At 43.1% G+C, this 23,354-nt stretch carries 24 protein-coding genes; 13 read left to right on the top strand and 11 right to left on the bottom strand.

Annotated elements, in window-relative coordinates:
* Positions 1-17: 17 nt before the first annotated feature.
* Complete coding sequence (locus HC246_RS03055) at positions 18-2,231, bottom strand: GumC family protein (protein WP_169362098.1); 2,214 nt, start codon at positions 2,229-2,231, stop codon at positions 18-20.
* 402 nt (positions 2,232-2,633) lie between these two features.
* Between HC246_RS03055 and HC246_RS03050 the strand changes: the two genes are divergently transcribed.
* From HC246_RS03050 to uppS, 4 genes are all read left to right on the top strand, one after another.
* On the top strand, positions 2,634-3,155 hold the full coding sequence (locus tag HC246_RS03050) for a cofactor assembly of complex C subunit B (protein WP_169362097.1): 522 nt from the start codon (positions 2,634-2,636) through the stop codon (positions 3,153-3,155).
* A 107-nt stretch (positions 3,156-3,262) separates the two neighbouring features.
* Entirely contained in the window at positions 3,263-4,681 is a 1,419-nt protein-coding gene (gene lysA, locus HC246_RS03045; protein ID WP_169362096.1) for a diaminopimelate decarboxylase, read from the top strand.
* A 57-nt stretch (positions 4,682-4,738) separates the two neighbouring features.
* A complete protein-coding gene (gene cdaA, locus HC246_RS03040; RefSeq protein WP_169362095.1) occupies positions 4,739-5,629 on the top strand; it encodes a diadenylate cyclase CdaA in 891 nt (296 codons plus the stop codon).
* Positions 5,626-6,369, top strand: coding sequence for a polyprenyl diphosphate synthase (gene uppS / locus HC246_RS03035; RefSeq protein ID WP_169362094.1), 744 nt, complete (start codon positions 5,626-5,628; stop codon positions 6,367-6,369). Before cdaA ends, uppS begins: the two co-directional genes overlap by 4 nt.
* A gap of 69 nt (positions 6,370-6,438) precedes the next feature.
* Here the strand turns inward: uppS and HC246_RS03030 are convergent, their stop codons facing one another.
* Entirely contained in the window at positions 6,439-6,996 is a 558-nt protein-coding gene (locus tag HC246_RS03030; protein WP_169362093.1) for an HPP family protein, read from the bottom strand.
* A 158-nt stretch (positions 6,997-7,154) separates the two neighbouring features.
* Complete coding sequence (locus HC246_RS03025; protein WP_318655892.1) at positions 7,155-8,903, bottom strand: diflavin flavoprotein; 1,749 nt, start codon at positions 8,901-8,903, stop codon at positions 7,155-7,157.
* A 143-nt stretch (positions 8,904-9,046) separates the two neighbouring features.
* On the opposite strand from HC246_RS03025, the gene HC246_RS03020 reads away from it, so the two are divergent.
* The 4 genes from HC246_RS03020 (at position 9,047) to HC246_RS03005 (ending at position 12,591) form a co-directional block, all read left to right on the top strand.
* A complete protein-coding gene (locus tag HC246_RS03020; protein ID WP_169362092.1) occupies positions 9,047-9,541 on the top strand; it encodes a phosphoribosyltransferase in 495 nt (164 codons plus the stop codon).
* Between the two features lie 257 nt (positions 9,542-9,798).
* A complete protein-coding gene (locus tag HC246_RS03015) occupies positions 9,799-10,434 on the top strand; it encodes a YqiA/YcfP family alpha/beta fold hydrolase (RefSeq protein WP_169362091.1) in 636 nt (211 codons plus the stop codon).
* 109 nt (positions 10,435-10,543) lie between these two features.
* Entirely contained in the window at positions 10,544-11,314 is a 771-nt protein-coding gene (gene cysE, locus HC246_RS03010; RefSeq protein ID WP_169364446.1) for a serine O-acetyltransferase, read from the top strand.
* Positions 11,315-11,424: 110 nt separating this feature from the next.
* Positions 11,425-12,591 carry an amino acid ABC transporter substrate-binding protein gene (locus HC246_RS03005; RefSeq protein ID WP_225902902.1) on the top strand — a complete coding sequence of 389 codons (1,167 nt, stop codon included), beginning with the start codon at positions 11,425-11,427 and terminating at the stop codon, positions 12,589-12,591.
* An 89-nt stretch (positions 12,592-12,680) separates the two neighbouring features.
* Here the strand turns inward: HC246_RS03005 and HC246_RS03000 are convergent, their stop codons facing one another.
* The 3 genes from HC246_RS03000 to HC246_RS02990 all read right to left on the bottom strand — a co-directional run bounded on the left by HC246_RS03000 (position 12,681) and on the right by HC246_RS02990 (position 15,816).
* Positions 12,681-13,271: a phycobiliprotein lyase gene (locus HC246_RS03000; RefSeq protein ID WP_169362090.1), complete on the bottom strand. Its 591-nt coding sequence runs from the start codon at positions 13,269-13,271 to the stop codon at positions 12,681-12,683.
* A 141-nt stretch (positions 13,272-13,412) separates the two neighbouring features.
* Positions 13,413-14,684, bottom strand: coding sequence for an ABC transporter substrate-binding protein (locus HC246_RS02995; RefSeq protein WP_169362089.1), 1,272 nt, complete (start codon positions 14,682-14,684; stop codon positions 13,413-13,415).
* A 31-nt stretch (positions 14,685-14,715) separates the two neighbouring features.
* The gene (locus tag HC246_RS02990) at positions 14,716-15,816 is read right to left on the bottom strand and encodes a metallophosphoesterase family protein (protein ID WP_169362088.1); all 1,101 of its coding nucleotides are present in this window, start codon (positions 15,814-15,816) and stop codon (positions 14,716-14,718) included.
* 470 nt (positions 15,817-16,286) lie between these two features.
* On the opposite strand from HC246_RS02990, the gene HC246_RS02985 reads away from it, so the two are divergent.
* Positions 16,287-17,249, top strand: a complete 963-nt coding sequence (locus tag HC246_RS02985) for a hypothetical protein (RefSeq protein WP_169362087.1) — start codon at positions 16,287-16,289, stop codon at positions 17,247-17,249.
* Positions 17,250-17,384: 135 nt separating this feature from the next.
* Here the strand turns inward: HC246_RS02985 and HC246_RS02980 are convergent, their stop codons facing one another.
* The 3 genes from HC246_RS02980 to HC246_RS02970 form a co-directional block, all read right to left on the bottom strand.
* Positions 17,385-17,720, bottom strand: coding sequence for a hypothetical protein (locus tag HC246_RS02980; protein WP_169362086.1), 336 nt, complete (start codon positions 17,718-17,720; stop codon positions 17,385-17,387).
* Positions 17,721-17,840: 120 nt separating this feature from the next.
* The gene (gene ric / locus HC246_RS02975) at positions 17,841-18,563 is read right to left on the bottom strand and encodes an iron-sulfur cluster repair di-iron protein (protein WP_169362085.1); all 723 of its coding nucleotides are present in this window, start codon (positions 18,561-18,563) and stop codon (positions 17,841-17,843) included.
* Positions 18,564-18,613: 50 nt separating this feature from the next.
* A complete protein-coding gene (locus HC246_RS02970) occupies positions 18,614-18,988 on the bottom strand; it encodes a group I truncated hemoglobin (protein ID WP_169362084.1) in 375 nt (124 codons plus the stop codon).
* A gap of 173 nt (positions 18,989-19,161) precedes the next feature.
* Here HC246_RS02970 and HC246_RS02965 point away from each other — a divergent pair, with 173 nt between their 5' ends.
* A complete protein-coding gene (locus HC246_RS02965; RefSeq protein WP_169364442.1) occupies positions 19,162-19,842 on the top strand; it encodes a Crp/Fnr family transcriptional regulator in 681 nt (226 codons plus the stop codon).
* 40 nt (positions 19,843-19,882) lie between these two features.
* Here HC246_RS02965 and ispE read toward each other — a convergent pair whose 3' ends face one another.
* A complete protein-coding gene (gene ispE, locus HC246_RS02960; RefSeq protein ID WP_169362083.1) occupies positions 19,883-20,791 on the bottom strand; it encodes a 4-(cytidine 5'-diphospho)-2-C-methyl-D-erythritol kinase in 909 nt (302 codons plus the stop codon).
* The gene (gene pipX, locus HC246_RS02955) at positions 20,788-21,057 is read right to left on the bottom strand and encodes a transcriptional coactivator PipX (RefSeq protein WP_169362082.1); all 270 of its coding nucleotides are present in this window, start codon (positions 21,055-21,057) and stop codon (positions 20,788-20,790) included. The genes ispE and pipX overlap by 4 nt, the downstream gene beginning before the upstream one ends.
* A gap of 443 nt (positions 21,058-21,500) precedes the next feature.
* Here pipX and HC246_RS02950 point away from each other — a divergent pair, with 443 nt between their 5' ends.
* The 3 genes from HC246_RS02950 (at position 21,501) to HC246_RS02940 (ending at position 23,317) form a co-directional block, all read left to right on the top strand.
* On the top strand, positions 21,501-21,836 hold the full coding sequence (locus HC246_RS02950) for a hypothetical protein (RefSeq protein WP_211167616.1): 336 nt from the start codon (positions 21,501-21,503) through the stop codon (positions 21,834-21,836).
* Positions 21,837-22,097: 261 nt separating this feature from the next.
* Positions 22,098-22,280: a hypothetical protein gene (locus HC246_RS02945; RefSeq protein WP_126386423.1), complete on the top strand. Its 183-nt coding sequence runs from the start codon at positions 22,098-22,100 to the stop codon at positions 22,278-22,280.
* Positions 22,280-23,317: a fatty acid desaturase gene (locus tag HC246_RS02940; protein WP_169362081.1), complete on the top strand. Its 1,038-nt coding sequence runs from the start codon at positions 22,280-22,282 to the stop codon at positions 23,315-23,317. The genes HC246_RS02945 and HC246_RS02940 overlap by 1 nt, the downstream gene beginning before the upstream one ends.
* Positions 23,318-23,354: the final 37 nt, after the last annotated feature.

The raw sequence follows: 23,354 nt of genomic DNA, 5'->3' as shown, positions 1-23,354 counted from the left end.
AGTGAGTCTTTTTTTGTTTAGGGTTTAGCAATTTCAATTGCGGTTACTTCTGGATCTGGTTCGATTTCTTCTTCCTGTCCTTTAGGATTGAGGTAATACTGATCGTAATATCCGTAGTGGTACTCACTATCCGAAGAGCCAATCATATTAATCAATAAACCAGACACATTTGCTCTAGCGATCGCTAAGACTTCTAAAGCACGAGCAATACCACCTCTAGTAGAACGATTAATAGCAGCAACCAGAATAAATGTATCCACCTTAGAAGTTAAACATTGAGCATCAGTTATGCCAATCACAGGCGGAGTATCCACTAACACATAGTCATAAGCTTGTCTCCATTCCTGTAAGAGTGCAGTCATCTTTGTTGATTCCAACAACAACATTGGATTTGGAGGTAACGAGCCTGATGCTAAAACATGCAAATTACCCTTCTCATCTGCAATCTGTACTAGATCTTGCCAAGGGCTTGGTGTTGCGAGGGCAGTGGATAAACCAAACTTATTACTTAACTTAGATAATTTATGAACCGTTGGCTTCCGCATATCCGCATCCACCAAGAGAACCTTATATCCTAGCGCAGCTAAAATTGTCGCCAGATTATAGGTCAATGTACTCTTACCCTCAGACGGTACTGATGAAGTAAAGGCAATTACTTTCATCGTATTGTCTGTACCTAAATAGCGGAGGTTTAAAGCTAGCGAACTCAATGCTTCCTTAAAAGCATAGTAGCTACTAGTCGGCAAAATTCCTTGACTTACCATGGCACTTAAAGAAGCTACTTCAGTCAGAGGAACTGAAGCCAACAAGGGAATATCAATGATTTCCTTAACTTCCTCAACTTCACGAATACGTTGATCAAGGCGATTAAATAGCAATGCACATAAGACACCTAGGGTTAACCCAATAAAGGTTCCAGCAATTAAGCTTTTCTCAATATCTGGTGATGATGGTCGGGTAGGAATCAAGGGTGGTTCTAAAATTCGCCATGAGGAAATCTCTTGAGCTTCGGAAATTCTCAATTCCTCTAATTTTTCAGTTAACTTTTCATAGGTAGAACTATCCAAAGCTAATTTCCTTTGGATTTCTATATATTTTTGTTGAATTTGGGGAATTTGTGAAAAAGCCTTGGCAACTTCAGCCTGAGCACCTCTGATACTTTCTAACTGAGCCTGATTCACCGCAAGAGATGTCTGGGCTTCAAATAACTGAGTGGCTAAAGTTTGTTGAATGGGACTATTTGGCTCGTTGGTAATGTTAGTACCCTTAGTGCCAACCACCGCCTGAGCACGGGTTTCCAATAATTTATAGAGTTCATCGCGACGATCTTTGAGAGCTTTGACCGTAGGATGATCTTCACGAAATCTTGTCCGCTCCAGAAAATAGTTAGTTTCAACTTCCTGAAATTGTTTAACTAGGGACTGATAGGGAATATCTTGTTGTAAAATTGCGCCACTAATTGCAGCATCTGGTGACTTACCAACTTGGCGGCTAAGAGATTTATATTGCTGTTGGGTTTGCGCGATCTTAACTTGCAATTCTTGAGCTTGAACCTCTAAAGCCTCACGCATTTTAAAAACTGCGGCAGCATAGGTTTCAGGATCAACAATATTATAGGTTTTGCGAAACTGGGTAACAGCAAGGGCGGACTTGTCAAGTTGCTGTTTGACTTGCGGTAATTTATCCTGAATAAATTTAATTGCAGTACTGGATTTAGTCCGTCGATCTTTTAAGCTATATTCGACATAGGTTTGGGCTAAGGCATTGAGAACTTCCCTTGCGCGCTTGGGATCGCTGTCGGTATAGTTAAGGCGCAGAATCAAAGCGTCTTTTTCAGCACGAATCTCTAAGCCACTCATAATCGTCCCAGCATCGATATCTTTGACAGTGCTGCTGGCGGAAGATTGTTTTATCTTGGCAACTGCGACTTCGATTAGAGGTCGGCTGCGGAGAATGCCAATTTCTGTACCAAGATTAATTAATGAGCTACCTGGTAAACCGGGAACTTGAATATCAGATACCGCGATCGTGGAGTTGTTAATTAGAAGAGAGGCACTGGATCGATATTGGGGAGTTCTGGTAAATGTATAGTAAGCATTACCAACAAATACAGTGGCAGAAACAGCTACGATGACAATCCAACGTTTGCGTAGTACTCGGAAGAATTTGGCAAGTTTAAACGAATCATCGACATACTTGCCTGCATAGGTCGCTTTAGGATATTCAGTCATCGTTTTATTTTTACCTAAGTAGCTCTAATCATCACAGGCTGAACAGCTAATGTTTATATCAAAACCAAGGAAATATAGCAATCAAGAATGGTTTGTAGATGTTTAAGAATTATGAGAGGTAACTTTTGGGGTGAAAGCTCTCAACTATATTTGTGAGCAGACCAAAGCATTGGATATCAAATTAAAGATATGAATGCTAGTGAATTTCTAGATTTGCCCTAGATTTGGTATTTATAATAGGCAGTTATAGCGGCTTTCATTTTGCCGTAGGCAAAATGAAACTTCCAAAACCTCTGCTGTGATTCATGTTTTGATTTTGCAAATGAGTATATATGCATTTGCAAAACGCTATAACAAAATCAACTAACAGATTGTACCCAAACCTATAAAATTTCAGTCCGAATGCCTGCAACTATCCCTACAATATATTCCACACTCCTCTTAACAATTCTGCTGTTTTTGGGACTGATTTCTTTTTTACGTGGTTCGATTCGCGATCGCACTACTGATGCGCTTTTTAATGTTGATAAACTTACGGACGATCGCTTATTAATGCAAGTCCGCGATCATTTCCAGCAAAGGGCTTATAAGGTTGTGGAGATTGATCCAGAACGGGATATTGCCATTTTGCTGGGTCAAGTCAGACCAAGTGTTTTCTTAGCAATATTTTTGACAATCTTGGCGGCTATTGGTTTGATTTGTCTAGGTCTAGTACTAGGTATTTTAATTCCCGATTTAGAAAATCTCTGGTGGTGGTTGACAATTGCATCACCGATCGCAGGTGTGTTTTATTGGCGTGGAGTTCCCCGTGAGCATAAAGTTAGCTTGCAACTTTTGCCTGAAGCCAGACTGAAAGTGCGCGCCCATAAAGATGAAATTGCAGAATTACAGCGATCGCTAAATCTTGAAAAAATTGAAAATTAAAATATTCATGAGCCACAAAGCGCTCGACGGTATTTTATAAAATAAAAATGCCGCTATTTTTTATAATAGGTATTAGATAAAGGTTTACAACAAATTATTGGTACTTCATGACTACTGTTTTAAATAGTCTCAGACAAGAGGCTGTTACGACGAATTCACCACAGGATAATGCTACGAGTTTAAATAGCTTGTCGCCCAATCAACAACTGTTACCACTAACGGCTGTAGTTAATGCCAATGATCACTTAGAAATTGGTGGTTGCGATGTGGTGGAATTAGTCCAGCAATATGGTTCACCACTGTATATTTTGGATGAAGTAAGTTTGCGAACTGCTTGTCAGCAATATCGCGATGCTTTGGTCAAGCATTATCAAGGAGCCTCTCAAGTTTTATATGCTTCTAAAGCTTGGAGTTGCCTTGCCGTTTGTGCGATCGTTGGCTCGGAAGGCTTAGGTATTGATGTGGTTTCCGCAGGGGAAATCCTGACGGCAGTGCGTGCAGGTGTTTCACCTAGTTTGATTTATTTTCATGGCAACAATAAATCCCTCGATGAACTGAGCTATGCCCTAGAGGTTGGCTGCACAATCGTAGTGGACAATTGGCATGAGCTAAAGACTCTAGCCAGTCTTGCCAAAGAGCAAGCGCTCTCGGTCGCCTTTACAGCCCCAAGGATCATGTTGCGCTTGACCCCTGGTATTGAATGTCATACCCACGAATATATTCAGACAGGGCATATTGATAGCAAGTTTGGCTTTGATCCCAATGAAATTGAGGCTGTATTTGCTTTTGTGGCAGGATCTAGCCTGAACTGCATTGGTATTCATGCCCATATTGGTTCCCAGATTTTTGAATTGCAGCCTCACCAAGATATTGGCGGTGTGATGGTGCAGTGGTTTAAACTCGCTGGCGAAAAATATGGCTTGCAATTCTCAGAGCTAAATATCGGTGGTGGCTTAGGAATTCGCTATGTCGAGTCCGATGATCCCCCTAGCATTGAAGAATGGATCAAAGCTGTTAGTGCAGGTGTGACTGAAGCTTTTGTTACCGCAGGTTTAGCTTTGCCTAAATTACTCTGTGAACCAGGGCGATCGCTAGTTGGTGCGACCTGCGCGACTGCTTACACCATCGGTGGTAGCAAGACTGTGCCTGATATTCGTACCTACGTGACCATTGATGGTGGTATGTCTGACAATCCTCGTCCGATTACCTATCAGTCCAAGTATCGCGCTGTGGTAGCCAATCAGATGAGCGCGCCCCTATCGCAAACTGTGACGATCGCAGGTAAGCATTGCGAATCAGGTGATATTTTAATTAAAGATATTAAATTGCCTGAAACCAAGGCAGGCGATACTCTAGTTGTATTTGGAACAGGCGCATACAATTACAGTATGGCTTCTAATTACAACCGTTTGCCTAAACCTGCGGCAGTAGTTGTCCAAGGTGGTGACTCTAGTTTGATCATTAAACGTGAAACTCGTGAGGATCTATTACGTCAAGACTGTTTGCCAGAGAGACTACGCAAGTAGTCACGAAATGCGTTGCCAAGTGAGTTGCGAAATTAGTTGTGAATGAGAGGGTTATGAATGCAGTGGTTTGCCAATATCAACTCAATTGCATTCATCATGAGGGCGATCGATATCCTTGCATTGTTTGGATTGATCTACCTCATGCTGTCCCTCAGCAACGATCGCCGCACTTTGTTGATGGTGCGGGGCATTATCTTTTTACTGATTGCTAGTGTTGTTAGCGATCGCCTTGGTTTACGATTGCTGAATTTTGTTCTTGATAAATTATTAATTGGTTCCGCTGTAGCGATGGCAGTGATTTTGCAGCCAGAACTGCGGCGGTTTCTCGAACGTCTTGGACGCGGGGATTTACTCTCCCTATTTCAACCAGCCAGCAGTCGGCGTTCGCCTGTAGAAGCTGATTCAGTAATTGAGGAAATTATTGAGGCGGTCATTGAGCTATCTCAAAATCGTACAGGTGCATTAATGATTATTGAGACTGGTGAACCGATTGATGATCGCGATTTTTCTGTACCTGGTGTCAGACTCAATGCCTTGTTATCCAAAGAGCTACTGCATACCATTTTTCAAACATCAACACTTTTACATGACGGGGCAATCCTGATTCGCGAAGATCGGATTGTAGCGGCAGGCGTGATTTTGCCTATTTCTGATCGGGCCGCTTCACGGGAAATTGGCACAAGACACCGAGCTGCTATGGGCATTACCGATCGCGTTAGAAATTGTTTTTGTGTAGTAGTTTCCGAAGAAACAGGTTCGATTGCGATCGCAGAAAATGGCATATTAGATCGTCCTCTCGCTAGTAGTCGGCTCCGAGAAATATTAGAAACTAAACTAGGTAATTATCGTCCGACTCCTTTAGGAAGAACAGTGCCCAAGTTTAATTGGCTCTGGTCAAGCGTGAATATCAAAAATATGGTAAGTCGAAAATCGTCAGAAAAGAAATGACTGCTAAGCTATTGCAAACTTTGCCACCAGATCTAGATCGTCAGCGATTGCCTAAACATGTTGCCGTAATTATGGACGGGAATGGTCGTTGGGCGAAGCAAAAAGGAATGCCCAGAATTGCGGGGCATAGACAGGGGGTTGATGCGCTCAAGGACTTGTTACGCTGTTGCAAAGACTGGGGAATTGAAGCGCTGACAGTCTACGCTTTTTCTACGGAAAATTGGAGTAGACCTGCACAGGAAGTTGATTTCTTGATGGTTTTGTTTGAGCGGATGTTGCGCCGTGAATTAGACGAAATGTGCAGTGAAGGGGTGCGGATTTCCTTTGTTGGTGATCTGGATTCTCTTTCCAATTCCTTGCGTGCGGAAATCGAGCGATCGCAAATTGCTACAGCAAATAATCAAGCGATTCATTTTACGGTAGCGATTAATTATGGTAGTCGCCGTGAGATCGTGAAAGTCTGTCGCCAAATTGCGGAAGCTACCCAATCAGGGGAAATCAAGCCTGAAGATATTGATGAAAATCTGTTTGAGCAGCATCTCTATACTGCGGGAACCCATAATCCTGATCTGCTTATTCGCACTAGTGGCGAGATGCGATTAAGTAATTTCTTGCTCTGGCAAATGGCATATACAGAGATGTATTTCACTAATACGCTTTGGCCAGACTTTGATCGCCGTGAATTTCACCGAGCATTGATGGATTATCAAGAGCGCGATCGCCGTTTTGGCAAAGTATAAAAAAGGAGGCGCTTTGCGCCTCCTTTTTTATACTTTGTGATCGCTAGGAAAAGCACATAGCGCTTTTCTTTATAGCCAGTGTTTGGGATAAGTACGCTCTTCTGCGAGATTATTAAAAATAACAGCACATAGCACCAAAATTACTGAGCCTTCAAAGGTTGGTGTCACCAAAAATTGCCAATCGGGTTTAGTCATCATCACCACAAGAGCAACGGCTCCCGATGGCGGATGTACAGTATGGGTAATTTGCATGGCAGCGATCGCTGTCGCTACGGCTAAACCCATTGTCCAAGGAGAAGAGCCAAACAGGTGCAAAATTGTTAAGGCAATCAGTGCTGATAAGAGATTGCCTCCAATAACATTCCGCGGTTGGGCTAAGGGACTTTCAGGAACACCAAAAATTAGGACGCTCGTTGCGCCAAAGGGAGCCATGATCAACGGCGAGTTCGTGACTGTTGAGAGATAGGCAGTCATGGCGATCGCAATACAACTTCCTAACCAACTCCAAACAACATGTTTATGATGCGGTCGATCAATCGGACAGGTGAGGGGACAGGATTGCCATCTACCGAAGAGTTTGAACCAATAACTTTGCCACTTTGATCGCGCTTTTTGAAAATTCAACATGAACAAAAACAAATAAAAATTGGGAGTAAAATGTCATAGGTTCTTGACATTTTACTCCCAAAAACGAGAGTTTGGTTGTGAAATTGTAGCTATTTTTACAGATATTTTACCCTTTATTGCCATTATTAAAAAGACAGGGCGCAAAGCGCCCTGTCTTTTTAATAATGGTTGCCAATTTTGCGATGGTGGGCGGCGGTAAGCGCATCGGGTTTAGAAACACGACCTTCTTCAGCGATCGCATAGATAATCCAGTGATCGGCACATTCCATCCGACTCATTACTTCACATTCCATAAAGGCAAGTGCCTCCGTGAGAATTGGTGCGCCAGAGCTAGATATTTGCGTTTTCACACCCTCGAAACGATCTGCCCCAGGTGCAAATCGCTTGAGGAAATGTTGCATCAGTTTGGAATAGTTGCCATCTTCTAGCACATTCAAGACAAAGCGATCGCCTACTTGCATAAATGACTCGATCGCCCGATCCTTTGCCACCGCAACTGTAAATCCAAGGGGTTTGAAGCTTGCCTGTGCGACCCAAGAGGCTAACATCGCACTCCGAGCGCCACCCTTCGCGGCGGAAATAATATATAAACCACCTGCTAAGCGTCCCAAAGCTTTATCGAGATCAGCGTCGATCGCCTTGAGTTGTTTGATATTTTGCTTACGAGTGAGCAACTGTCCTAAGTCAGTTCCCGCTTCATCACAGGTCTGATAGGTCGCCTCGTTGGGATTTTCGCGAACCCGAATTGGTGGAAAGGCGGTCACTACGCCAAGATCCTTAAAGCGATTATTCAGTAAATCAATGGAAGAATCTTCATTCCCGTGCGGCTCATACAAGCCAATTACTTGCTTTTCAGTTGCGGCGGCAAGAATCGCCCCAATCGCAGTTTCTGCACGACTATTGGATGCAGGTGGTGTACATACAATCAATCCCGAAGCATGACCCACTAGTTCCCGCAATTCCTGCAAATCAATCGCCTTGAGATCCGCCATTTCCACGGCGACACCTGTTTTGGCGATCCCACGAGCGATCGCTTGCGAGAGGCGATCGCAATAGCCATAGTCCGACACATAGCAAACCACAACGTTAGTTTCACCTTTGGTTTGGGCTTGACTCCATTGGCGATAGTTTTCGGTCAATTCCTTAACGTTGTAGCGCAGCAGGGGACCATGTCCATTAGCGACGATTTCCGCTTGAGGTAACTCATCCATTCGCTTCATCGCTGAGATGACTGATCGCGCATTGGGAGCCATCAAGCATTCATAGTAAAAGCGATAGTCGGGCGTAATCTTTTGCAAGTCCTCATCGTAGGTTGCCTCACTGCAATAGTGCATTCCAAAAATATCGCAGGTATACAAAATCGAGGTGGCATGGTCAAAGGTCATCATCGTGTCGGGCCAGTGCAAGTTTGGCGCATTCACAAATTGCAAAATGTGACCCTTACCGAGATCTACTTGATCGCCATTTTTGACAACTTGCTGTTTAAAAGGTCGGTTGATCAACTCACCCAGAAATTGCAATGCTACCTTTGTCGCTACTACAGTGACATTGGGGGCGAGTTCTAAAATTTCCTTTACTAATCCGCTATGATCTGGCTCTGTATGACTGATGACTAGGTAATCAATCTGAGAGGGATCGATTTGTTCCTTGAGGGTTTTAAGGTATAGTTCGCGAAACTTCGCATGGGATGTATCGACTAGGGCTAATTTTTCGCCACGAATGATATAGGAGTTATAAGTTGTCCCATTTTGCAAGCCAAACTCAATATCAAAGCGATCGCGATCCCAATCTAGCGATCGAATGGTAGTAGTGTCAGCCGCAATTTCCGAAACCTGCACGGTCAGACGGCGTTCAATAGGCTTCTCTAAAATTTTGCCAATAGATGGAATCTCAGTAACAGCTACCACGCTTTTGTCTCCCTATCTCATTTTTTCTTCCTCTAGTCTAATCCCTACTTTTGGACAAGTCCAATTGAATGTACTAATTGATACTATAAGCACACAGCAAAATTTGGATATTTGCTTGAGATTTATTTATCAAAGCTGCCACTATGTCTGATCTATATGTTTCTTGGGACGAATATCACGCCAAAATCGAAGGACTGGCAGCCCAAATTTATCGATCGCAATGGGAATTTGACCAAATTCTTTGCCTTGCTAGGGGTGGTTTACGCATTGGGGATATTCTGTCGCGGATTTTTGACAAACCTTTAGCGATTCTCTCGACCTCTTCCTATGGAGGTAAAAACTTTCAAGAACGTGGTGATTTAAAAATTGCCCATAGCATCACCATGACTACGGATACCCTCGGTAAGCGGATCTTGTTAGTGGATGATTTGGTGGATTCAGGTGTCACATTGGCACAAATTCTTGAATGGCTCAAGCAACATCCAGAATTTGCAATTACAGAAGTGCGATCGGCAGTTCTTTGGTTTAAGGCTTGTTCTATAGCTAAGCCCGATTATTACATTGACTTTTTATCCGACAATCCTTGGATTCATCAGCCCTTTGAGAAATATGAAAAAATTAATCCTAGCGATTTATAACAAAATAAGGAACCAATTTTTGATGGTGTAGCGAAGCCTAACCATCAAAAATTGGTTCCTTATTAAATTGCAGAGACCTAAGGGACTTGCGATTAATTAAAGTACCTACGGCTTCGACTTCGCTCAGCCAACCTTGGCTGAGCGAAGTCGAAGCCATACAAACTCGGTGGTACTTTTTTCTCACCAAGTCCCTAATTACTATTTTTTTGAAATACCCATCGCTTTAGCTAATTCAACGCTGTTCTCTAAATTTTTAAATGAACTATCTTTATTTACATGGCTTTGCTTCTAGTCCCAATTCCTATAAAGCTAACTATATGCAGCAAAGGTTTGCGGAATTAGGACTAACCTTGCATGTGCCAGATCTGAATCTTACTGATTTCTCCAAAGTTACCCTTTCTGAGCAGCTAGCTTACCTCGATCGCACCTATCTCCAAAACCATGAACCGATCGCTGTAATTGGATCGAGTCTCGGTGGATTTTTGGCAGTACAACTCGCTGCGCGAAATCCCTTAGTACAGAAATTGGTACTACTTGCCCCAGCTTTTGGCTTTGGTGAACGCATTACCCAAAATATTGGTGCAGAGAATGTCGCACAATGGGAGCAAGATGGCAGCCGTGAGTTCTACCACTACGGATTAAAACGTAATGTAAATTTACAATTTCAGTTTTTAGTTGATGCTCAAAAATATTCAGAAGCACAACTCACGCGATCGCTACCAATTCTAATCTTTCATGGCATCCACGATGATGTTGTACCAGCATCACTGAGCGAAGAATTTGCCAAAAGGCGATCGCAAGTAATCTTAAAATTACTCAATGATGATCATGCCCTTGGTAGTGATTTAATAAATATTTGGCAAGATACCAAACAATTCTTGGAAATCAGCTAGAGTTTAAATACTCATTCCAAAGGGTAGTTTCCTTTGATACAAAATATCCGTTAGGATTCTAAATAAGCAGTTGCATTTAAGAAAAAAGGTTTAAAAACCGTTGAAAAATATCATCAAAACGCTGCAAGCCGACTTCAAGATCATTTTTGAACGTGATCCTGCTGCCCGTAACTGGCTAGAAGTCCTCTTATGCTATCCCGGACTCCATGCCATTTGGCTCTATCGCTTTGCCCATTGGCTAAATATGCTCAAGCTACCTGTGATCCCTCGAATGATCTCACAGATGGCAAGATTCTTCACAGGTATTGAGATTCACCCTGGGGCAAGAATTGGTAAGGGTGCATTCATCGACCACGGTATGGGCGTAGTAATCGGCGAAACAGCGATCGTTGGTGAATATGTGTTGATATACCAAGGTGTCACCCTCGGCGGCACAGGTAAAGAATCAGGTAAACGTCACCCCACCCTTGGCGACAATGTCGTTATTGGCGCTGGGGCTAAAGTCCTTGGCAATATCGAAATTGGTAGCAATTCACGGATTGGTGCTGGTTCTGTCGTTGTCAAATCCGTTCCTCCCGATTGCACGGTAGTGGGTATCCCCGGACGGATTGTGCATCGTCATGGTGTCAAGGTTTCGGCTCTCGATCATAGTCAAGTTCCCGATCCTGAAGGCGATGTCATTCGTTCTCTGATTGGTCGTGTGGAGCAACTAGAGAGAAATGCTGAGCTGCATAGTTTACATCCTGTCAATAACTACATTATTGATTCAGAACTGCTCAAAAATGTCCGCCCTCGCCATCTCGTACCTTCCGATCATTCTCCACAACCATTTGACCGTCCTCAAGAGTATGAAGGATTTTCCGAAGGCGGCGGTATTTAAAAAATATTGTCCAAAATTCATAATAAAAAGGCTCGCATTGCGAGCCTTTTTATTATGAATTTTGGACAAGCCGCTATAATGCACTCAAAAATGCATTACTAACAAATTCTATGGATCACCAGTTTCGATCGCGTCGTCAAGATTTTCGGCACTTCTGGAAAAATCTCTGGCTCAGAATTTTGTCTAACAAAATGTCCAAGCAATTCTGGCAACGTCCGATCGCTTGGTTGATCACAGGATTATGTCTATTGTTGTGTTTATTTACTCTCGCCGCCTGTGAGCCAGTCCCCACTCCCGATCAAGTCAATGGAAACAGTGCTGGAAATCGCGACTACCTCAAAACTGTGTTGAAACGAGGCAAATTAAATTGCGGAGTTAGTGGTGAGTTACCCGGATTTAGCTTTGTTAATAAAGAGGGCAAATATTCGGGGTTAGATGTTGATATTTGTCGGGCGATCGCTGCCGCACTATTTGACAATCCCGATGCAGTGCAGTTCCGTAATCTCAATGCGAAGGAACGCTTCACAGCTTTGCAGTCGGGGGAAGTGGATGTGCTGAGTCGCAATACCACATGGACATTGAGCCGTGATACGAGTTCGCGCCTATCGTTTATGCCCGTAGTTTTTTATGATGGGCAGGGGCTAATGGTTCGCAAAGATAGCAATATTAAGGAGATCGGTGATCTTAAAGATGCTGATATTTGCGCTCAAACAGGGACAACTACTGAGCAGAACCTCGCTGATCAAATGCGTAAGCGCAACATTTCCTATAAGCCTGTGGTATATGAAGAGGTCAACGCCACCTTTAATGCTTACCAATCAGGACGCTGTAAGGCAATTACCGCCGATCGCTCAGCTTTAGTAGTACGCCGTACTCGTCTCGCCGATCCTGAGAATCATCTAGTTTTAGATTTTGTAATTTCTAAGGAACCACTTGCGCCAGCCGTTAGTGATGGCGACTCGAAATGGTCAGATATTGTGAAATGGATTATTTTTTCAGCGATCGAGGCAGAGGATTTAGATATTTCTTCAGCCAATTTAGCCACTCAATTACAAAGTAAAAATGCGGAAGTGCGCCGATTTTTGGGTGTGGATGGCAGCCTTGGCAAGGATATGGGTATTAGTAATGACTTTGCGGTAAAAGTGATCAAGCATGTAGGTAACTATGCCGAAATCTACGATCGCAATCTTGGTAAAGACAGTGCCTTTAAATTACCGCGAGGACAAAATGAACTCTGGCGAAATGGTGGTTTAATGTACGCTCCACCATTTCGCTAATTAGTTATAAACAAAACCCATATTCTTGAAACGATCGCGTAGCGATCGTTTCAAGAATATGGGTTTTGAGTTTACTGATGCTTGACTAATTACCAACCAAAAACTGAAGCGATCGCTGGTTGAGAAGTAGCACTTGCTGCAACCTCAACTTTATCTTCACTAATTAGCTCTTCGGTACAGAAAGTCGCTTGACTAAATCCACCAAAGCGTTGCACCGTGCTAGCCCGTACCCTTACATTGGGTGCAGGGAACCAGAAACGCTCATAGGAACTCATCGATGGATAATCAGTAATGAGTACGAGTGCTTCTTCGTCATCAATTTCGTAACGACCAATTACAGGCATTACTTCTGCATAGCCCACTTCCCGTAACAGCTTGCCTTTGCGACCTGTCTCATCATCTGGGACAAGGGCAAATACTGTTTCCCCTGAGTGGGTTTCCCCATCATCTTTATCCCATGCCATCGTGCCATCCCATTTCACATAGGCTCCACCGATCGCATTAGTGGGTTCAATTGCGTGCATTTGGCAAATTTCGATGACCTTAGGATCGTCGGCATTTAAGGGATTAACCAAAATTTCGGAGCCACCTCGCTCAGCACGACGGAAGGCAAGGTGATGGGTCGTACGTTGCGATCGCCATTTGCCTGCGCTCTTTTGAAAAAATTCTAATGCGTTCATGTTACTAAATCAAAAATAAATCAAAAATCAAAAATCTAATTATTCCTATGGTATAGCAATGAAAGCTTTGCTTAGGACATAAAACCCAAAAGATGAGTTGCGGCGCGAAGCGCCGCAACTCATCTTTTGGGTTTTGAAGTGTTATAAAGAGTTCCAACGTTCGGCAGCCGAGGCGATCGCTTTTTCGCTAGGCTTTTCCTTGAGCATCGCTAATTGCAATTCCTCATAGATAATCTTCCGCAATTTCTCAATATCCTTGGCTGGGGGAATCAAGACTTCAGATTGCGATAGTTGTGAGGCACTGATGACTCTGGCGCGATCGAGTAATGGCGCATCTTTAGGAGCCTCTGTAAAATAGCGATCGCTCACACTCTTAATCGTCGAGGGTAAGGAATTTTCAATTTTGGAAAAGGTAAGCTGATTTTCCGCATTAGTTAAATAAAGCGCAAACTTAACCGCAAGGGCTTGATTTGAGGATGTCGCTGGTACGGCAACATTCATCACCGCCGCACTCTTTTTACCCGTTGAGCCAGTAATTTGTGCGCCCACATCGGTGACTTTGGCGACCTCTGGCGCATTCAGAGCCACTGTTTTTAAAAACTGCGGGCCAGTCAATAAAATTGCTAACTCGCCCGATTGATAAAGTTCGATCGCTTTGCGGTGGCTTTCCGTCAAAATTTCACGGGGAATCAATTGCTTCTCAAATAGATTTACCCAATAGTCAAAGGCAGTTTTACCCGCCGCATCATTAAAGGCAGCCTTGCCATTGGCATCGAGCAACTTCATGCCCATTTGTACCATTGCTTCGAGAACCTGACCACCATCCATCGTCAATAGGAAAGCATATTTACCAGTCTTTGCTTTAATCTGTTCTGAAACCTTAGTAAGTTCCTCAAAAGTTTTAGGAGGCTTGGCGGGATCTAAACCTGCTTTCTCAAAAAGAGAACGATTGTAAATGGTGATATCCGTTGCCACATACCAAGGCAAGCCAAAAGTAGCGGTATCCAATTGATTTGCTTTCCAGATATTTGGGAAATAGCTCGATTTATCAGTTTCGGAAATGGTTGCCGCCATATCTACTAACGCCTTCTTCTCCGCTAGTTTTGATGCAAACTGAGGATTGAGATTTACCACGTCAGGAGCCGTTTTAGCAGCTACAGAACTCAAAATCTTAGTTTCCATTTCGCCCCAAGGTACATCCACCCATTCCACTTCCGCCGTCGGGTTCTCTTTGACAAAGGCAGCAATTAAGTCCGTCATGTATTTATCAAATTGCGGCTTTAATTGCATTGTCCAAAAGACAATTTTACTTTTACCTGAAGTGCTTGTAGATTGTGTAGTCTGCGCTCCACAGGCTCCGAGTAAAAATAGAGTAGAGAATCCAATAAACTTACGGCGGTTGAGATTTTGCATGGGAATTAGGTGATATATCAAAATAATAAGATCATCTCATGGTAAGCGATCGCTTAAGATTTAGCGTCACATTATTATCTTTAGGTGGCACATCGCTAAAGGCTTCAAAATATTCTTGAGCTACTTTGGGGAAATGGGGAAAATGGAAATCAGCATCACCATCAGCGATATATGCCCAAAAGTAACGTAGGTCAGGGGTAAGTTTCTCTGCAACCTCTAGAGGCAAATTGAGTGGTGGATGCGTCAGTAGCCGCAACACAAAGGGGTGCGAATGATTGCCCATCCATTCCCGTGAGAAATGTAAGAAATCAGCCTGTTCAGGAATTGATTTCACGCGGAAGGATTCTACTTCTAAGCGATCGCCTAAATTATCGGAAATATAATTCAGAACGCGGTAGGGATGGGGATAGCTCACGAGGGAGCCAGTAGTAATGTCATAGAGATCATAGCGATCGCTATAGGCAATATCCTGTACATGCAGATGTCCAGTGAAAACCATCTTCACATTAGCTCGATGCAAAATCTCGCATAATTGCTGATTATTACCCAGCATATAGCGCTTTCCGAGGGCATTGCGTGACTGGTCATGCATATGTTCCAACACATTATGATGAATCGTCACCAAGTTCAATTCGTAATCTTGGCGATCGAGAACAGTCTGCAACCAATCTAACTGCTCGTCATCAATCCAACCAATCTGCTGACCTTCCTCATCAAAGCGATTAGAATTCAATCCAATTAGCCTTACATTAGGCAATACTTCGCATTCGTAATAGAGTTTGTTAGGTTCGCTAATTCCTTCGTTGAATCCAAACTTCGTATAGTGCGGCGTAAACTGGTCGAAGGTTTCGACCCTTGGTACATCATGGTTTCCTGCGATGACGTAGACAGGATAGGGAAGCTTTGTAAGTCGCTCCGCTAGCCATTGGTGGTTTTCAGGTTCGCCATGCTGAGTGAGATCCCCGGGTAATAGTAAAAAATCTAAGTCTAGGGTAGCCAGATGGGACAGCACCTCTTCAAATGCGGGAATGCTGTACTCGACAAGATGAAATCGCGCAGGATGTTGCCAAATCGTGTGGGGCAATGCAATGTGCAAATCCGAAGCGATCGCAAATTTAAACTTAAGTGCCACCTAGATCCAAACCATAAATAATTACTTTTTGATTATAGGCTATACCTAGTTATAGTGCGATCGGTTTTCTGATATCACACATAGGGCTACAGTATCAAAATTTGTCTTGATACTTAGCACAAGAGATTAAAATCCAATTCTCATTAAAAGCTTTCTGTAGAATTACATCATCATCAGTTCCTCTTGCCTGCTCATCGAGAAAGCCTCATGAACTATCATATTCTTCCAAAACTCCGTTTGGGATTTGCGGAAAAGCAACCCGTTTGTTCTTCCATAAGTCTTTTAGAATTGCCACATCATAAAATAATCAAATCTTTGGACATTAATTCTTTCTTAAATTATTTGGATCGTAATCGCTTAAAACGCCAGAAATCAATAAGTAAATTGCATCCGTAGACTAGCTTTATACAAACTTAGATCGCGATCGCGGTTATCATCAGTGATAATTTCTGGAAAGGAGTAAGCATTCGATGTCCGCAGTCAATCAGCAAGAAGTTTTAGCAAGCTTTAAGGTATTGGTAAGCATGGCAAAAGCCGACGGCAAACTGCTCGAAGAAGAGTTCGCCAGCCTCGCCGACACTTTTGAAGAAATTCGTCTGCCTGAAGGAGTTACCGTCGATCGCCTATTGAACGAAGAAGACGAACCCATCGACACATTACTTTCGCAAATCACCAGCGACATCGCACAGGAAATGGTTTACCAGTCAGCCTACGCGATGGCAAATATCGATGGAGAATGTAGTTCTGAAGAACAAAATCTTTTAGACAAAATTGGTACAACCTTTACCAGTTCTAAATTATGGGGGAAACAAGAATGGCTCGAAACCCTAGAACGTCGCTCTACGAGATCGTCAATCTCTGAGCAAGTGCGCCAAATTGATGATCCCGACAAACGCGCGATCGAAGTGGAGAACGCCATTACCGATACCTGCTTCCTCAATGCCGTGCTAGGTGCATTTCCCTTACCGGGGATCGCGATCGCTTTCGATATGTTGATCTATTGGAACCAACTCGACCTCGCCCAAACCATCGGTCAAAGCTGGGGCTACGATCGCGACAATGAAAACCTTCGCAAGGCACTCTTTGGTAGCTTGGGGATCACAGGAACCCGTATCGCCGTCAGCAATCTAGCCAAGCTCGTTCCCGTTTTTGGCATGGTCGTTGGCGCGACCACTGCCTATGCCAGTACATGGGCGCTCGGTAAAGTCGCTAACGAATATTTTGCCTCAGGTGGTGAAATGGATGCTTTTAGCCTCCGCCAAGCCTTCAAGAAAGCCAAGAAAGAGGGTGAAGCAATTTACAAAACTAAAGCCGAAGAAATTGCTGAGAAGAAACAAGCGATCGAGCCTCAAGTGCAATTGCTCAATGAGGAACTAAAGGCGGGTAGCATTACCCCTGACGAATATCAAGCGAAGTTGAAAGAACTTCTCTAATTAATTGCCCCCTAAACCTCTAATTTTGGGAGAACAAGAAAATAAATTTTTTTCAAAGTCCCCCAGAATTGGGGGATTTAGGGGGCTTGGTAAATCTAAACGAAGATAGAGAGACTTGTGTGTAAAGGCAATTCTTTAAAGATGAGCAGGTAGGAGAGAAATCGATACAATCGTCACGAAGATTATTGCCGAAAGGGTTTCAATGATCGCCACATTTTGAATTTGCGTGGTCTGATACCATTCACGCATTCCTAAAATTAATCTAAACTTAAGTAGTACTATTCCAAACGCTAAAGCCGAGAATGCATTCAGCCAATCGTAATACCAGAGTCCTGCAATAACGAAACTAGCGATCGCATGATAAATCAAACTCGGCATCAAGGAGGCAGTTTTCGGTTTACGCAGTTTCACCGTAAAAATCGCACTGCTAAAAAAGAGCGTATTCAATAGCCACAATACCAATACAGGCATAGCGATCTGGTCACTAGCGACGGCATCGGCAAAGAGTGCAGCGAGACAAACAGCAGCAAAGGTGAGGATTTCATTAGCGATCGCTTTTTGCTGACGATAGAAAACGGAGAAGTTGTCATGCTAGTTTTGATTAGATTTAGATTGCTCTAAAGCGATCGCCTTAGGAAACAGCACATTGTTTTCCTTATGAATATGTTGGTACATATCCCGCTCAAAGTTCAGTAGTCCATCCAGCATGGCGCGATAGGAGTTACAAGCCCATTCAGGTGGAGTGTAATTGTCAGTGAGTTGACTCAATTGCTCTAGTGCAACGCCTGCATCATCATGTTCAAATTCCATTTGACGAATGGGATTAGCAATCGTGCCACAATGGGAAGAGGGAATCACAGTGCTAAATTCTAACTGGCGAATCATCGGGAATAAAATCCGTTCTTCCTTCTGCAAATGTGTTGCCAGTTCTTGGGATACAGCTAAAAAGATATCCTTAATTTGAAGTAGACGCGGTTCCCGTTCGCCATGTACTGCCGCAACTTTTGTGACCATTCTTTCTAAACGAGGTAGTTCGGTATGGAGGTAAGCATGGTGGGTTTGCTCGATGTGATCAGCTAGTTCCGTCAGAGATAAAGTTGTGATGTTTAGTTCTGGTTCCTGACTTGAGGTAGCGATCGCTTCTAACTGTGTGAGAAATACTTGAGGATCAATCCCTTGTTTACGACATGCCTCATCAAGCGTTTTCTTACCACCACAGCAATAGTCAACCTTGGCTTGCTCAAACAACCGTGAAGGGGAAGGGCGATCGCGAACGATTTTGCCTACGGTGTCACTAATTTGAAAAGTTGTCATATCTTTTGATACCTCCAAAGTTTTGCAAAGCAAAACTTTGGAGAAGAAATTTAGCCATTCAAAACATCTTTCTTATGTTGTGGAGCCGCCGCTACTGCCGCCACCTCTGCCAAGAGTTCATCGGAAACTCCCATCTCCTTGAGCGTAATCATTAAATCTTCGGCAACCGCATCAAAGTGACTACTGTTTAAACCCTGCTTTTCCACTAGCTCCTTGTGAGCTTCACGCATATAGCGACCATCGTATTTATCAGTACCACCGAAGGCATAGGTGAGAAAGGCTTTTTGGTGCGATCGCTGTGTTGCCATATCGGTATCCGCAAAAAAGTGTTTGATGCGATCGTCTTGCAACACTCTTTCATAAAACCGATCTACTGCTAGGTCAACAGCCTTAGCGCCGCCGAGCTTTTCAAACAATGTTGCCATGGGATTTCCTTCTGTCTTGTGAGGACAGCATAGGAGAATATCCACTAAAATCCTTTGATTTAAGTCAAAAGCAAAAAGAGAGTTGCGGCGTAAATCTCTTTTTGACTTTGAGAAAAGATAGATCAATCACTAATCTTTTATGAAAACTTACGCTAGCGATCTCATTGAGGCAGATAGTGCATAAATCCGAATTAAGTCAATGGTTACAAACAACTCTAATTTTTCAAGGCTTATCCCTAGAGCAGCTTGAGCCACTAGTCCAAATTTCGCAACTACAAAAGTTTCAAAAGGGAGAGATGATTTTTATCCAAGATAGTGAAGCGACGGGATTTTTTGTGGTGCAAGAGGGGAGAGTCAAGGTGTTTAAAATGGCATCAAACGGTAAAGAACAAATCATGCATTTGCTAGGTGGGCGTGATTACTTTGCCGAAGTTCCTGCACTCGATGGAAAATGCTTCCCCGCATCGGCGATCGCTTTGGAATATACAGAATTAATCTTTTTCCCTCGATTAGCTTTTCTAGAACTGCTCCATCAATATCCTGCGATCGCCATCAATATGTTGATGAGTCTGGCTACGCACTCGCGTAAACTGGCGCATATGGTTGAGGAACTGTCATGCAAAGATGTACCGCAAAGATTAGCTTCTTACCTATTAGATTTAAGCGATCGCGACCATCAGGCGAATATCATCACTTTAGATGTCACCAAAACTCAACTAGCTGCGACTTTAGGAACAATTCCCGCAACTCTATCTAGGGCTTTGTATCGACTCAGTAGTGAAGGCTTAATCGCTATCAATGGCGCACAGATAGAGTTACTAGATCGTGATCGCTTACAAGAAACTAGCGATTAATTCTAGACAAGGGGCTTAAGCCCCTTGTCTAAGGTAAAAATCAAGCATCAAAAATCGATCTAACTAAACTCTTCACGACCCATACATCAATATCTTCGGTTCTGACGGCTTCAGCGATTTGATGGGCGCGATCCAAATCGGCGGCGATTGCAAACATCGTTGAGCCAGAACCTGACATCATTGCACCGAGACATTCTTGCTCTAGTAATTTGTTCTCCAAATCAACGAGTTCAGGATACTCAGGCAATACCGCCCGTTCTAAATCGTTGTATAGCAATCGCCCAATTTTAGCTGGTGCAGATTCACCACCAGAAGCGATCGCGGCAACCATTTGGCTAGAGAGAGCTTGATGTTTAGCGGGATTGTGCGCCAGCAAGCCATGCGATCGGAAAGTTTGATAGGCCCAGACAGTGGAGATCGAAATATGGCGAGGTTTGCAAACTACTAGGACTAAATCCTTGAGATCAGGCAGAGGTGACAAAATTTCCCCACGACCTGTCGCTAGAGCTGTACCACCAACTACACAAAATGGGATATCAGAACCTAACTGGGCAGCCAAATCACAAATCTGTGACTGGGTAAGTCCTAAATTCCATAGGCGATCAATCCCCACTAAAACCGCCGCCGCATTTGCCGATCCCCCAGCTAAACCAGCTCCCATCGGAATTTGTTTGTCGATCGCAATTTCGACTCCCCCAATTTCTGGAAAAGCACTTTGCATTAATGCTGCTGCTTTGTATGCAAGATTACTGCGATCGCAAGGTAATTCAGGATTAGTACAGCTTACTTGAATCTCGTCTGTACCAAGTTTCCGAAGATCAACGCGATCGCATAGATCAATACTCTGCAAGATCATCACCAAGTCGTGATAACCATCAGGACGATTGCCCGTAATCTCTAGGTAAAGATTAATTTTCGCAGCAGCCTTGAGAGAAATACGCGATGTCATTGGGAAAAAGTGCGCTTGTAGATATGTTGGAGATTTTTTTGATCAGTATCAGAACCCATACGGCGAAGCGATCGCATTTGATTTTCAACCATGAGCTTTGCATCTGCTCGCGAGACAGGCTCAAATTGAATACCTTCGGGACTATTGGTAATTAGGAAAAATAACCTTTGGGCATAGAGGGTAGTGAACAAACTACGAAACTCATCTACCCTACATAGGCGAGATAGCAAGCCAAAAGTAGGATGATTCAGATAATGTTCGGACATTTGGCGGGCTGGGAAATTTAATAATTAAGACGTGTGAATTTTTTCTGTATCGCAAACAACACAAGTTTAGCGAATATTTCATAAAAAAGTATTTAAGCCGAGACTTAGAATACTCCTAGAAATTAGACAATACAACCTATTCGACAATATTGCGATTACTATTTTGATATGTTTGGTGCGATTAATCAGGAAATGTTATCAAACCTTAATGACTTTTTGTTCAAACCAGCTTAATTGCCAAATTTCTTAAAATAGATTGCATTATCGTCTCTACAGCCCAGCTAGATCAGTTCAAGAAACCATTTTTTCTTGGAAATATGTGGATGCTGAGACTCCCAATATTACCTCTTTGCGTAAATTTCGAGCAAATTATGAGTCGATTTCTTAGTTTTCATGACTTAGCTAAATTTTTATTAGTTATTTTTATATTTACAACTGTTTTCATGACAAATAGTCAAGCGATCGCATATGAGCGTCGTCCTGTGATCCCCGCTAACGGACAACCAATTCTCAGTGGCAATATGCATGGCTCAGATTGGATAGCTGCTTCCCGTGATTCTAAGCAAGCCTATTGCGAAGAAGCCTTTGCAGCCTTCCGTGGTTCGGCTGCCCAAAGCTATATCATCAGCCATAATATCCAAAGCCTTAGCCCAGAAGGACTATGCGATCGCATGGATCAGTACTACAGTCTCGAAGAATATCTTGATGATCGCTTGGGATCAGCAGCAGCGATCGCCCCCATTTTGTTTGCTGATACACCTCTTGGAACCAAATATTAAGCTTTAATCATAAGCTTCAACCACGTCACACCTAGAGGAACAATAGTTTTCTGCAACCTGTCTGTTTAGCTACAGCTTGTCCCTAGGTATCTCTAGGTATAAGTGTGGCGCAAGCGACAGAGAAAATCATTCAGATCCGTATAATTACTCATTAGATATGTTTATGGGTATACAAAAATACACATAACATAGGCTAGAATCTGATTCATAAATATTTTTGTGGTGTGATCGCAACGTTTTAAAAGCGTTTTAAAGGAAAGTATGAGCAAACAAACTGAAGCCCCAACAAAAGAGATTTCTACATTGAACGTAACCGCCAAAAAGTTATATTCCGAAGAAGTTCAAGCTGAACTAGCGGAATTGCAATCCGACATTGATGTTCTTTTTCAGCAATTGCAAAGCTTGAGCCGTCAAAGATTGACCACCGCAGGGAGTGCTCAGTAGTGGTTGCCATACAAAACTCCTCACACACTCTTACGCCTGAGACCACCCTCCGCGACATCATTAAAACTATCCCCTCCGAATACTTTGAGAAAAAGCCTCTCAGAGCTTGGTTTGGTGTATTGTTTTCCTTAGTAGCCGCTGCGCTTGGTTATGCGAGCATTGCCTTCTCGCCTTGGTATTTGTTACCTTTCGCTTGGATTTTTACAGGTACTGCCCTAACGGGTTGGTTCGTAATTGGCCATGACTGTGGACATCGCTCCTTTTCTAACAAGAGTTGGGTAAATGACCTTGTAGGTCATATTGCATTTTTACCACTGCTCTATCCTTTTCACGGTTGGCGCTTCAAGCATGATTACCATCACCTGCATACAAATAAAATGGGTGAAGATAATGCTTGGTATCCCTTCACTGTCGAAGAGTATGAACAAGGTAAGGGACTGATTTCTGGTGTATATCGTCTAATTCGTACCCGTTTTTGGTGGATTGGATCGATTATTCATTGGGCAAATTTACACTTCGATGCCAGTCTTTATCCTGAGCGTCAACAAGAACAAGTAAAGTTCTCCTATCGCTTAGTGATCGTGTTTGGTGCGATCTCGATTCCTGCTTTGATTTACACCACTGGTTTATTAGGATTTATCAATTTCTTTTTGATGCCTTGGTTGGTTTATCACTTCTGGATGAGTACCTTTACCATCGTTCACCATACGATGCCAGATATTCAGTTTAAGAGTCCAGACAAATGGCACGCTGCAACTGATCAGCTAACTGGAACTGTTCATTGTGACTATCCAGCTTGGGTGGAATGGCTATGTCACGATATCAATGTTCACGTTCCTCACCATGTTTCTACAGGTATTCCTTCCTACAACTTGCGTCTAGCACACAAGTCTCTAGATGAGAATTGGGGGCAATATCTATACAAGACTAAGTTCTCATGGGAACTGATGAAAGATATTGGCGATCGCTGCCATATATACGATGCAGAAAAATGCTACAAGACTTTCGCTGAAGTCGATCCTGCTAAATCAATTTAGATAGAGTCGCATAAAAAAAGAAGGATACTTTGTATCC

The sequence above is a fragment of the Pseudanabaena yagii GIHE-NHR1 genome (assembly GCF_012863495.1).
Taxonomy (GTDB): domain Bacteria; phylum Cyanobacteriota; class Cyanobacteriia; order Pseudanabaenales; family Pseudanabaenaceae; genus Pseudanabaena; species Pseudanabaena yagii.
This window is presented reverse-complemented; position numbering and strand designations above follow the sequence as displayed.